The following is a 13,660-nucleotide window of genomic DNA, read 5'->3' as shown; positions in this document are numbered from 1 at the left end:
GTCTCTTCTTCGCGAAAGGCGGCATAGATGTTTGGACTGGCGGTACTTATTGCATTAGGTGTGTATGTCTATCTGGCAAAAGTGGTTGCCCAATTCGTTGGCAGGCATACAGAGAGCAAACTGGCCATGTATGCCACGATCGCCGTGTTCGTATTGATTCCGACCTGGGACATTCTCCCGGGTCGGCTGTACCACCAGCATGTCTGTGAGACGCAGGGTGGAGTCCGGGTCTATAAGACGGTCGAGGTCGACAAAGCTTATTTTCTTCCTGATGGACAGCACGACGAAAAAAAACTACGGGAACGACTTGATATGCAGTTAACAATGGATCGCACGTTCTCGAAACTGTTTCACATGACAAAGCATCAAGGTGTCCTCGTCGATAAGGAAAATGGGGCGCACTTGGGCACTGCAACCGATTTTTGGTACTACGGTGGCTGGCTGTATACCACGATCCTCATTGAAGGCTCAGAAGATACCTGTCCGCAGTTCGACCGTGACATCTATACGAGTCTCTGGCGCCAGGTCATTCGTCCTAGGACAGAAGCGAATTTGGAAAGGAACAGACATGAGTGAGGTAATCCGCACGTATTATGAACATGCCCAACTGTCCGATGCGGCCTATGCCAATTTGTCCGTCGGAATGCCGCAAGATCTCTACGTCCAAGCCTTGAAAGCCAGGGGCTTTGGATCGCTTCAGGCCACCGAGTTTGCGAATCGCTACGCGATTGTCAGCACCTTGAACGACAGTTCGACGGGATTTTCTGCGACATTGTTTCAACGGAACGGCACGAGCGAGAAGATTCTTGCGATTCGTGGAACGAATGACATCGTGGACCTTCTCATTTCGGATTTGCAGATCGGCCTGTTCGGCATGGCCGACCAGTATGCCTCTTTGAACATGTTCTACTCACAACTCATCGTTGAAGGCAAACTGCTCTCTACGGACACGCTGACTGTCACCGGGCATTCATTGGGCGGCTTCCTGGCGCAGGCCTTCACCGTCGATCACTCGCTCACTGTGTCCCATGCCTATACCTACAATGCGCCGGGCTTCGGTGGGGTTCTGATCAATCCGTTTGGTTCATTGGGTGTTGCAGGGGCTTCCGTACCTGACAGTTTGATTGCAAACATCATTGCGCAGGGCCCCTCCTTTGTTTCTAGTCAGGGCCGCCAAATTGGAGAGCCAGAACATGCGTTTATCGAAACGAGCCTCAATCCACTGACCAATCATAGCGTCCGGTCTTTAGTCGATGCCTTGGCGTTCTACGATCTTATGCACCAGATTGATCCAACCGTTTCAGCGCCAACGGTGACGACCCTTCTCAGCACGGTCTCCGCGACCGCGACCACCAGTTTAGAAACCAGCCTCGACGCCCTCCGCAAGGTGTTCCAGAGACCGACGGCGACGCCCACCCCAGTGGGCGATCGCGACGCGTACTACACCAACCTCATTGCGCTTCGCGGCAGCTTGCCGGCTGTCAGTCCCTACCAGGTCGTGAGTCTGGTCGGCACCGAGCAGACGGCGGCCAGTCTTGCCACGAGCTCATCGTCCGATGGTATAGCCTATCGGTATGCCCTGCGCGAGCTGAACCCGTTCGTCATCACCGGTGTGGATTATGGCCAACACAACGTTGGGGGTGCCCTCGATCTGTATGATGCCCACACGGGCCAGGGCACCGTGACGGCGTTGTACCTGTCCGATCGGGCGGACCTCCTAGCGGAAAAACACACGTATGGATTAGCCGATGGGACCCCGGTGAACCGGAGTACGACGCTGTACGAAGATCAGCTTACCGGATTCACCAACGAGCGAGGTGCGACTGCAACGGAGGCCATCATCTTTGGCGATTTTGCAGGCCGAGAGCTAGTGGGGCGGTCAGGGAACGACCATTTATACGGAGGCGGCGGCAACGATACTCTTTCAGGCGGAGCGGGGCAAGACTACCTCGAGGGCGGCTCCGACGACGATACCCTTGATGGCGGCAGCGAGAGCGATATTCTCCTCGGCCAGCAAGGGACAGACACTCTCAACGGTGGTACAGGCAACGATCGCCTGAACGGCGGTCTCGGGGATGACCGATTGGAAGGAGGGACCGGCTCTGATCACTACACCTATGTCACCGGCCAAGGCCATGACACCATCGAGGACTTCGATCAGCTGGGCAGCATTCGGTTCGGCGGGGCGGTTCTTGTCGGCGGGATCCGGCGCGAGACAGACCCTGCGGGCACGTACCAGAGCCTCGATGGCCAATTCACCTATGTGAAGCACGGCACGGATCTCGTCATCAATCATACGGTAACGATCAAGAACTTCGATTTTGATGGCGGTGCGCTCGGTATCAAGCTGGCCGACGCGCCCCATACGGCCACGCCCGAGGCGCCCACGATTGACTCCGGGAGCAACGGGTTTCCGACCGTGGTCTTCACTCCCGAAAATCCGGACGGCAGTGCCTGGAACATTGCGCGATTCGGCGAGGTCAACTACGTGCTGACCGGTGGCAGTCGGAGCGACCAGATCACGGCTGACCTGGGCAACGATCAGTTGTTTGGCGGCGGAGGCCATGATGTGCTGCAGGGGAACAAGGGCCAGGATCTCTTGGACGGCGGCGCGGGGGATGACGAACTCCAAGGGGGCGAGGGCGATGATGTCCTCTCTGGTGGCCTCGGCAACGATGTGTTGGTGGGAACCGGCGCGCTGGCGGATGAAATTGGGAACGACTACCTGGACGGGGGAGAGGGGCTCGATATCTTGCTGGGGGGATCTGGCCATGATCAGCTGATCGGCGGAGCCGGGGACGATCAGTTGTCCGGCGAAGGGATCCTGGTCGATGGCGCGGCCTGGACCAGCACCGGCAATGATTATCTCGATGGCGGGGAGGGCCACGATGGCCTAGCGGGGTTTGCGGGCGACGATATCCTACTGGGCGGTCTCGGTGATGATTTACTGAGCGGCGATAATCTGTTGAACGCGACTCTACCCTGGAATCCCACCGTGGACGGGGAAGACTTGTTGGATGGCGGTGGAGGGACCGATCGGCTGTTTGGCGGTGGGAAGGACGACGTCCTCCTGGGCGGCGATGGGGCGGACGAGCTCTGGGGCGACGATCAACAAGTCGGGGTGATTCAGGAAGGGGATGATTGGCTGGAAGGGGGAGGAGGGACTGACCAGCTTGTGGGCGGCGGGGGCAAGGATGCGCTCTTCGGCGGGGAGGGCGACGACCTGCTTGTCGGCGACTATGCCAACAATCCAACACTCGGATTCGACGATACGCTCGACGGGGGCGCCGGGGTGGACGAACTACATGGGGGCGGGGGGAACGATCTACTTAACGGCGGCAGCGACCACGACCGTCTCTTTGGCCAGGAGGGAGATGACCAGCTGTATGGGGGGCTCGGGGATGACCATCTCCAAGGCGGTAACGGCGACGATGTGCTCCTCGGTGAAGCCGGCGTGGATGTCCTCGCCGGTCAGGAGGGGGACGATCACCTGTTCGGCGAGGAGGGCAACGACGAGCTGCAGGGCGGAGCAGGACAGGATCTGCTGGTGGGCGGGCTGGGCAACGATCGGCTCCTCGGCGGGGACGCGGACGATACCGTGGTTGGCGAGGAGGGAGACGATCAATTGAGCGGCGGGGCAGGGCTCGATCAACTGGTCGGAGGACTAGGCAACGACCTCCTCCTCGGCGACGGCGCGAACGATACCCTGTTCGGTGGAGAGGGGAACGATCAACTGCAAGGCGGCGACGGCACCGATACCCTGCTCGGCGAAGCCGGGAGGGATGTCCTCTTTGGTGACGCCGGGGACGACACCCTGTGGGGCGATGACGGCGATGATCAGCTTGCAGGGGACGCCGGCGATGATGTGCTCATTGGCGGGACTGGCAATGATCTGCTCCTTGGCGGGGGAGGTCGGGATTTCTATCATGTTGGGGTTGGAGAGGGCGCCGATGTGATGACCGATCACGCCGGGGAAGGCAATCGTGTCGTGTTCGATGCAGGGGTCACGCCTGAGGACTTGCATGTCGGGCTCGCTCCCACTGCGCTGGTCCTGCACATCGGATCTGGTGGCGATCACGTGGCCATTACCGGCTTTAATGCCCACGACGCGCTGGCGCCCTCGGCAATTGCCGATTATCAATTTGCCGACGGGACAATCGTTACCCATGCCGACCTCGTCGCACGGGGGTTAGGCCTGGATCCAACCCTGTTGGCCAATGCCACGGTGACCGGCCGTGTGATAGCCGGGGGGACCGGTGGGGATCCGCTCACTGGCACGAGTCTCAATGACCTCCTGCACGGCGGCGCCGGGAACGATGCCTTGTCAGGAGGGTCGGGCGCGGACACCTTGCTCGGTGGCACGGGTGATGATCAGCTCGACGGCGGCAGCGGGAACGACACCTATGTGTACCGCGTCGGAGATGGTCTTGATGTCGTGGTCGATACCGCCGAAGTGGGCGAGGAGAATGTGCTGTCGTTCGGCTCTGGCCTCGCCTCGGTTGACCTACGGCTCATGGTGAGTGGGGGCTCCATCGTCGTCGGTGCCGGCGATCCGACGCAGGGTGTTCTGTTGGGGAATACGCGGCGGAACAGCATTACCGACACGCATGATATCGATCGTTTCCAGACCGCGGACGGCACAGTGCTGAGCTATGCCGATCTGTTGGCGCGGGGCATCGATATTGTGGGTACGGCGGGCGATGATCGTTTGTTTGGGACCAGCATTGAGGACCGGTTCGTGGGCAGAGCCGGAAACGATCAATTATTCGGCGGAGCGGGGCACGATCACTATCGGTTCAACCTCGGTGACGGCCTCGACACGATTGTCGATGCGGCATCGGTGGCTGAAGGAAATGAGGTCACGTTCGGCGCCGGCATTGCGTCGTCGATGCTGACGCTGAGCCTCGTGCAAGACTCCATCAACTCCCCGACGGGCCAGGATCTCGTCATCCGTATTGGCAGCGGGGGGGAGCAACTGTGGCTCACCGGCCTCGATCGTGACAATGTCTTGGGGCCGCACGCCGTGGAGACTTTCCGGTTCACGGACGGCACGAGCCTCAGCTACGCCCAATTGTTGGAGCGTGGGATTGAGATCGGCGGCACGTCCGGAGACGAGACCCTAACCGGGACGAATGCCGACGATCGGTTCGTCGGAGGGGAGGGCAATGACCGGTTGGAAGGCAAGGGTGGCGATGATCGATATATCTTTGGACGTGGGTCAGGGCAGGACACGATTATTGATCGAGCGGGCACGTCGGATACGATTGAATGGGCCGCCGATGTCTTGCCCAGTGAGGTGACGGTGACGCGATCGGGCGACGATCTCGAGCTGACGATCACCGGCACAACAGATCGGGTGACGGTCTCGGAATTCTTTTTGGCGGACCCCTTCCGGATCGAGGTAGTGCGGTTTGCCGATGGGACAGTCTGGGATGCGGCCTTTCTGGCTGAGTCGGTGCAAAGCCGTGTCACGGGCACAGCGGGTCCTGACGGGCTTGATGGGACTGCCGCCGACGATCTGCTCATGGGCTTCGCGGGTGACGACCACCTGACGGGACTGGCAGGCGACGATTATCTCGACGGTGGGACGGGCATCGATACGATGGTCGGCGGTCCCGGCGACGATGTGTATGTGGCGGATGCCACAGGCGATGAGGTCACGGAGAATCTGAACGAAGGCATCGATGCCGTGCACAGTTCCGTCACGCATACGCTCGGGGAGAACGTTGAGCACCTGACCTTGACCGGTCTCGGTGCCATCAACGGCACGGGGAATGTCCTGGACAACCTCCTCATTGGTAATAGCGCCACGAATATTCTGGCCGGCGGGGCCGGCCACGACACCTATGTGGTCGGCATGGGCGATACGGTGGTGGAACAGGCGCACGAAGGTCTCGACACCGTGCAGAGTGATCAAAGTTACGCGCTCGGCGCCCATGTCGAGAACCTCACACTCACCGGCGTGGCGGCCATCAAGGGGACCGGCAATGCGCTGGACAATGTGCTGACCGGCAACGGGTCGATGAGCTGGTTGGCCGGTGGCGCGGGCCACGATACGTACGTGCTGAAGGGCCTGGAAATCGTGACCGAGTCGGCTGGGCAAGGGATCGATACGGTCATGACGGCGCAGAGTTATCAGTTGGGCTCCCATGTGGAGCAGCTCACCCTGCTCGATTCGGATCGCTCGCTCATCGGGAATCAGTTGTCACCGATGTCGATTGATGCCATGGGCAACGAGCTCGAGAATACGCTGACGGGCAATCGCGGCGTGAATCGGTTGGATGGGGGGGTGGGGGCCGATGTGATGCGTGGACAGGCCGGGAACGACACCTACGTGGTCGACGATGCAGGGGACGTCGTCGTCGAAACGGCGGTGGACGGCATCGATACGGTTGAAAGCGCGATCAGCTATACGCTGATTGATCACGTGGAGGAGTTGTGGCTTACGGGGACGGGGACCACGTCTGGGACCGGCAATCAACTGGATAACCGGATCGTCGGCAATAGTGCGGGCAACGTGCTTGATGGAGCCGGAGGCAATGACCGCCTCGAAGGTGGAGCGGGAGGCGACACCTATCTGTTCGGTCATGGGTCTGGATGGGATCGGGTCATTGATTCCGGTGTCGGAGATGTCGTTCAGTTGAAGGCGGGGATTACCCCGAACGATATGGCCGCTGCTCAGTACTTCCATTCCGGAAACTTCCAGCCGAACGGATTGGTTCTTGGCATTCTCGGCTCGACCGATGCCCTTTATATACAGAGCTATTTTCACCTGAGTGCGCCTCCGCTGATCCGGTTTGACGATGGGACGACCTGGGATCTCGCTGCCGTTAACCAGCGGATAGTGACCGGCCCGTCTTTCGTCAGTCCAGATTGGAAAAACGTGGCCACGGTTCGGGAATCGGCCACCACGATTCTGGGAACCGCTGGAAACGACTTGCTGAGTGGCACCGCCGGTCCTGATGTCTTTTTCTCCTCAAATGGGAGCGATACGTTGATCGGTGGCGCCGGCGATGATCGCTATTCGATCGATTTCGCCGGAGACGACGTCATTATCGAGGACCCGCATGGGGGCGTGGATACTGTCACGGGGGATCTGCCTGAGGGATATGTTTTGCCGGACCACGTCGAGCAGGCCGAGTTTTCGGGCCACGTGATAACCGGCAACTCTCTCGACAACGTGATCACAGCGGGACCAGCCTCCAATACATTGGATGGAAGTCATGGGAACGATGTGCTGATTGGTGGGTTCTTGCGTTCCATGCCGGTGAGCCGGGACGATTCCGGCAGCGACATTCTGATCGGTGGCGACGGGAATGACACGCTTGTTCCGGTCGGCGGCGTCTACCAGTCATCAGGCTTGATCGCCCCCATCACGAATGCGGCGATCATCAAGGCCGATGATGTGTTAGTGGGTGGGCGGGGTGATGACACCTATATCCTCTATCATGCGGAAGAAATGGTCATCGAACGGGTCGACGAAGGGACCGACCGGGTTCGCAGTGCCGTGACCTATACCCTTCCGGGGAATGTCGAGAATCTGGAATTGGTGGATTCCGCCATTCCTGGCACCTCGAATGGAACGGGGAATGAATTGGACAACGTCCTTCAGGGGAATCGCCTCGCGAATGTCTTGCAGGGTGCGGCGGGGAACGACAGGCTGCAAGGCGGCCTTGACGAGGATCTGTTGCAGGGCGGGACCGGCCAGGACACCTATCTCTTCAATCTCGGCGATGGGATCGACACGATTGAGGATGCCGCAGTGGTCGGTGAAGGAAACCGGATTCAGTTCGGAGTGGGCATCAGCCGGAACGATCTGACGGTCACACATGATGAGGTCACTCGGACGCTCATCATTCAAGTGGGCGCAGGTGGGACAGACCGGCTGGTGTTGAACAATTTCGATCTGGCCGGTGTGAACGGCACGCCCGTCATTGAGACTCTGGCCTTTGCGGACGGCACCACAACGAGCCTGGCCGGTTTCTTCGGACCGACCGTCACAGAAGGGCCTGACACGATCACGACCGGAGCGGGAGACGACGTGATCAATGCGCTCGGCGGCGACGACATCGTGGATGCCGGTGCCGGCAACGACATCATCGCCGGTGGAATCGGGAATGATACGCTCACCGGCGGCTCTGGCGACGACACCTATATCTATGATCTTGGTGACGGCATTGACACGATCTCCGACACGGCGGCGCCTGGTGAAGACAATACCGTGGAGTTCGGGGCCGGGATCGCCCCAACTGATCTGCGTCTCGGGATCGGTTCATTGGTGATTAAGGTCGGCACGACGGGCGATGCGATCCATCTTACTCATTTTGATCCGACGAACGTCCTGGGGTCGCATACGATCGAAACCTTCCGATTCGCTGATGGAACAGTTTTGTCTTACGACCAGCTTGTTCAGCGCGGGTTTGATCTGACCGGGACTGACGGCCACGATTCCATGACCGGCACGAACGTCGTGGATCGGATCACGGCGCTTGCGGGGGATGATATCTTGGCCGGCGGACGTGGCAACGATCAGATGATCGGCGGCGGCGGCCACGATACGTACATCTTCAATCTCGGCGATGGCGTTGACACTATTGACGATGTGGCGCTGCCCGGCGCAGGGAATCGCATTCAATTCGGGGCGGGCATCAGTCAGAGCGACGTGAGCTTGGTGCAGGATGAGGCTGCGCGAACCTTGACCATTCATGTCGGCAGCAGCGGGACTGATCGACTGGTACTGGCCAATTTTGATCCCCCTCATGCGAACGGGTCCCTGGTGGTATCAGCGCTGGAGTTCGCCGATGGCGATGTGGTGCACCTGAGTGACCGCTATTCTCCGAACCACGCCCCGAGGGTTGCGGTTCCCGTGCTGGATCAGACCGCCGCCGAAGATGCATTCTTTACCTTCACAGTTCCCGCGACGACGTTCACCGATGCCGATGTGAGTCATGGCGATACGCTCGCCTATGGCGCCGCTCTCGCTGACGGCAGCCCCCTGCCGACGTGGCTGACCTTTGATCCGATCACCCGCACGTTCAGCGGGACGCCCGGCGTCGGCGAGGCCGGGATGCTGGAGATCACCATCACCGCGACGGACCAGGGTCATCTCAGCGCCACCGACCTCTTCATGCTGTCCATCTCTGGCCCCCTGCCCCACACCTTCGTCGGTACCCCGGGGAACGATGTGCTGACCGGTGGCCGAGGCGACGATACGTTGAACGGGCTGGCTGGACACGATCGCTTGAATGGGGGGCATGGGAACGATGTGCTCGATGGAGGGACGGGAGTGGATACGATGCAGGGCGGACCGGGCCATGACACCTATACGGTAGATAGGCCTGGCGACGTCGTCGTCGAATTCGCCGATGACGGGATCGACACCGTGCACAGCAGCCTGCTCTATACCCTGGGCGCCCATCTCGAGAATCTCACCTTGACCGGCACCGCGGCGATCAGTGGAACCGGCAATGCCTTGAACAACGTGCTCCTGGGCAACGGTGCGAACAATACATTGCAGCGCGGAGCGGGGCACGATCGGCTCGATGGCGGTCTCGGGAGCGATGTGCTGATCGGTGGGGGAGGCGATGATACCTATGTCGTGGATCGAGCGGGCGATATGGTGATTGAGCACGCAGCACAAGGGAGCGATACGGTGGAAAGCAGTCTTGCCTATATCCTTGGACCGAACATGGAACATCTGATCCTGACCGGGTCGGCCAATATCAACGGGGCGGGGAACACAGCTTCTAACGTGCTGGTGGGCAACCGCGGCAACAATATTTTAGACGCCGGGTCCGGTGATGATACGCTGGACGGGGGGATGGGGCATGACGTCCTCCTGGGAGGGAGTGGTCACGACCGGCTCGTGGGTGGAGGGGGAGACGATACCCTCTCCGCAGGGAGTGGAAACGATTACCTAGACGGCGACGCCGGCCACGATCAGCTCATGGGGGGCAGCGGGGCCGATCACGTCATCGGCGGGCTCGGCAATGACACGTTGGTCGGCAATTCAGGGAGCGACACCTACCGGTTCGCGCGAGGGGATGGTCAGGACACCATTCAGGATGTCGATGCATTCGCAGGCAACCACGACCGTGTCCTCTTGGAGACGACCATCGATCCCCTGGATCTCGTGATCAGTCGCCAGGCCCATGACCTCCGGCTTGCCATTCACGGCTCGACCGATCAGGTCACGGTGAAAGACTGGTATCTTGGTAGGACGAATCACATTGAAATGATTCACGCCGGTAATGGGGAGGTTTTGCTCAGCACCCAGGTGGACCAACTGATCCACGCCATGGCGGCGTTCACGCAACAAACGGGACTGACGTGGGAGCACGCGATCGAGCAGCGCCCGCAGGAGGTGCAGACGATCCTCGCCGCAAGTTGGCAATAGAGGAGGTGTGGGACTGGCTCAGGCTTAGGATCAGATAGCTGCGTTAATCGCTGGGCGGTTCGAAGTGCCCGGAGGGGCGTTGTTGCCATGGCACAGTCGCTTGACGCGATTGTTTGACTAAACTCCGCAGGCTCATCTCAGCGGCCCGCAGGAGTTTGGGATCTCCGGCTTGCATGAGCATGGTCAAGAGGACATAGAGTGACCGATCGGAGTGAGATCCGGCCACGATCCGATCGGTCACCGGATCGATCTGTGAGGTATCCGGCTCTTCATCCTCTGCTGAATCGGTGAAGAGCCATTTAAAGGATTGAGGGTTATCGAACAGCCAAGAAGGCGGAATGCGAAGCGCGGAGGCAAGAGCTTCAATTGTACTGGTTGTAGGATCGGCTTGGTCCGCTTCGATTTGTTCAAGGAGCGTCGTCGAAATTCCTGCCGCGTCTGATAACGACTCGATCGATTGGTTTCGGGAAAGTCTCCAGCCCTGGATGAATAGCCCTATCGACATGGGGGCATAATACACAATGAAGGGAGGCGCTTCAATAAACTCCGTGAATAAAACGACATTTATTTATGAAAATCAATATGTTATGATCTATTTCCTGTGCGGGTGTGAAATCGGTATAATACGGACACAAGTTTCATCGTGTTGAAGGAGGTGGGGACCTATGTTAGGAACCGATATTCGTGGCATCATGGCTGAGGAAGAAGAGGTCCAGCGCCGACAAGAGGCGCTCAAGTCGCTCATGACGATGCGGTCCAAGCAGCTTCGAGAGTCGTTGGATGATCGAATCAAGCGTGCTAGGAGCAGCGGGGATTGGACCCAGTTATCCAAGGCGGAATGCGCGAGTTTGCATAAGCAGGAAAAGGCCCATCTGAAGTCTCAGCTTGAACAGTTACAGTTTGAGCAGAATCGGACTCGGGGAAAGCTGACGGCCTTGAAACGTGCCAAGGCGAGGGCTCAACGTATCCGCGCTGCTGAAGCGGCCTCTGAACGAAGGCGTCGTTGATCATCCATTCCAGCTGTCTTGTTCATATGTGCTTCAGTGCGATGACGGGTCTCTAGGTGGCTGTCGCATTGCAGCTACCGGCTCTCACTCGTGCAGGGGCCTCGCGGGTCCGGCAACTGCTTCGCGATAAGAAGGTCAGATCGACAGAAGGGGCCTTCGTCCTTGAAGGAGCTAAATCCTGTCGTGATCTGATTCACCAGTCTCCCCAAGCCATTCTCAGTCTGATCGTCTCGCCGGGCTTTCTCTGTGTGGAGACCGAGGTAGATCGACAGGCGCGCGCGAGACTGCCTGCGTCCCAGTTCCTTTGTCCGGACGCCGACTTTGAAAGACTGACTGATGTGGAGATGCCGCAAGGGATCGTAGCCGTTGTCCGACAACCTCGATGGGATGAAACCCATGTGTTCAAACAGTCGCGTGTGCTTGGCCTGTATGGGGATCGTCTGCAAGATCCAGCGAACGTGGGCGCGATCATTCGAACCGCCGCGGCGCTGAACTTGTCCGGAGTTTGGTTAAGCGCCGATTCCGCCGATCATTTTAGTCCCAAAGTGGTTCGTGCCACGGCCGGTAGTATCCTGAGCCTTCCGGTTTTTCACACTTGGGATTGGCGGGCATTTTCTTCATATGGGTGTGACATCTATTCGGCGGTCCTGGATTCGGCGGATCAAGTCCCTATCAGGACCATTCGAACAATCCCAAGCCGCCTCATGGTTGCGGTCGGAAACGAGGGAGCGGGGTTGACCCCGGACATCGTGAAGGCGTCACGCGTGAGGTTTTCTATTCCACTGGCCGAGGGGGTGGAGTCATTGAATGTCGCGGCGACAGCGGCGATTTCGGCATTCTACTTCAGCGGATTGCGATTCGACTCCGACAGCGGATCCAGAAGATCGGACTATTCAGCATAGACGTTTGAAATTGAACTACGTTCGGCCTACTATGAGGTGCGGTTCATGCTAGACAGGCTGGAGACGAGAATGGGGGTCAGGTTCGTGGTGGTGTGCGCGATCGGTCTCGGAATGAGCGTGGCCTCGGCCTCTGCCCAATCGGATGGGCAGTTGTACAGTCTCGACATGATTGTCGATCTGGCCTTGGCAAAGAATCCCGCCGTCTCGTTTGCGGAAGGAACCATCGAACAGCAGAAAGGCCAGCAGACGGCGGCCGGTGCTTATCCCAATCCGACCGTTGCCGGCTCCGGCGGCCATGGCAACCTTCAAGACACGGGCCGGGCCGGTATCGGACCGTTCCTCGACCGACAATCGGTCACTGAATACAACGTGGTTGTGGGACAGCCGCTCGAATGGCCGGCCATGCGCGCCGCGCGGCAACGAGTGGCGGATCTCGGCTTAGCGACGGCCAATGTGGGTATGTTGGAGACGCGATTGAATTTGGCGTCACAGGTCAAGGTGGCATTCTACGACCTGCTGCTGGCTCAACATGATGCTGATTTGGCGCGCCAGAATCTTGATACCGTCGAAGGCGTGGCCCGGATCGTGAAAGCGCGGGTCAAGTCGGGCGAAGCGCCTCAATTTGAATCCATCAAGGCGGAAGTAGAAGTCTTAAAGGCGAGGCAACAACTCGCGCGCGCGGATAATCTGGTTCGGATCAACCGCGTGGCCGTCGATACCTTGACTGGTGGCGCGCTTGGGCCATCCTATCTGGTCCATGGCGAATTCAGGAGACTCCCTCGTGATCTCCAGATCGACGGACTGATGACTCGCATGATGGAGCAGCATCCAACGATCCAGCGCCTGCTCAAGTCCGTCGAACAATCAGACTGGAAGATTGAATTCGAACGGCAGGCACGGGTGCCGACCATTACTGCCAATCTCAGCTATTGGCGCGAGATTGGACGGGAAGCAGGTCAAGGGGGTCTCTCTATTCCGCTACCGCTCTGGTACCGGCGTCAGGGAGAAATCGCCTCCTCGTTAGGAGTGAAACGCCGAGAGGAAGCCGAGCTGCTTCGGACCCGCAATGAACTCGGGCGAGCCGTGTATCAACATTTTCAGGATGTCCGCACCACTGCGGAGTTGATCGAGGTGTTCGATAAAGGGTTGCTGAGGCAGGCTCAGGAGGCGCTGAGGCTGGCGCAGTTCAGTTTTCAACAAGGGGCGTCAAGCCTGCTGGAAGTCCTTGATGCGCAGCGTGTGCAGCGACAGATCTTGCTGGACTATGCGTTAGCGCGTCGTGACCTCTCCGTGTCGCTGGCCCGGCTGGAGCAAGCCGTAGGGGTGGCGCTGTGAAGGCCCTCTTTGGTTCGCGA

Annotated in this window: 6 protein-coding genes; 5 read left to right on the top strand and 1 reads right to left on the bottom strand. The window is 59.2% G+C overall.

Annotation, left to right across the window (positions count from 1 at the left end; genetic code table 11):
• Positions 1–27 precede the first annotated feature (27 nt).
• Positions 28–576, top strand: a complete 549-nt coding sequence (locus tag COMA2_RS20000; protein ID WP_090893979.1) for a hypothetical protein — start codon at positions 28–30, stop codon at positions 574–576.
• Complete coding sequence (locus COMA2_RS20870) at positions 569–10,396, top strand: calcium-binding protein (protein WP_090893978.1); 9,828 nt, start codon at positions 569–571, stop codon at positions 10,394–10,396. Before COMA2_RS20000 ends, COMA2_RS20870 begins: the two co-directional genes overlap by 8 nt.
• Positions 10,397–10,439: 43 nt before the next feature.
• On the opposite strand, the gene COMA2_RS01395 is transcribed toward COMA2_RS20870, so the two are convergent.
• Positions 10,440–10,901 carry a helix-turn-helix domain-containing protein gene (locus COMA2_RS01395; RefSeq protein ID WP_090893976.1) on the bottom strand — a complete coding sequence of 154 codons (462 nt, stop codon included), beginning with the start codon at positions 10,899–10,901 and terminating at the stop codon, positions 10,440–10,442.
• Between the two features lie 160 nt (positions 10,902–11,061).
• On the opposite strand from COMA2_RS01395, the gene COMA2_RS01390 reads away from it, so the two are divergent.
• From COMA2_RS01390 to COMA2_RS01380, 3 genes are all read left to right on the top strand, one after another.
• Positions 11,062–11,403, top strand: coding sequence for a hypothetical protein (locus COMA2_RS01390; protein ID WP_090893974.1), 342 nt, complete (start codon positions 11,062–11,064; stop codon positions 11,401–11,403).
• Between the two features lie 56 nt (positions 11,404–11,459).
• A complete protein-coding gene (locus COMA2_RS01385) occupies positions 11,460–12,305 on the top strand; it encodes a TrmH family RNA methyltransferase (RefSeq protein WP_090893972.1) in 846 nt (281 codons plus the stop codon).
• 69 nt (positions 12,306–12,374) lie between these two features.
• Positions 12,375–13,640 (top strand): TolC family protein, encoded by a 1,266-nt coding sequence (locus COMA2_RS01380; protein ID WP_175304325.1) that lies wholly within the window; start codon positions 12,375–12,377, stop codon positions 13,638–13,640.
• Positions 13,641–13,660: the final 20 nt, after the last annotated feature.

It is taken from the genome of Candidatus Nitrospira nitrificans, from assembly GCF_001458775.1.
Classification (GTDB): Bacteria; Nitrospirota; Nitrospiria; order Nitrospirales; family Nitrospiraceae; genus Nitrospira_D; species Nitrospira_D nitrificans.
Note: the sequence above shows the minus strand (reverse complement) of the source record. Positions and strands in the feature narration are given on the sequence as shown.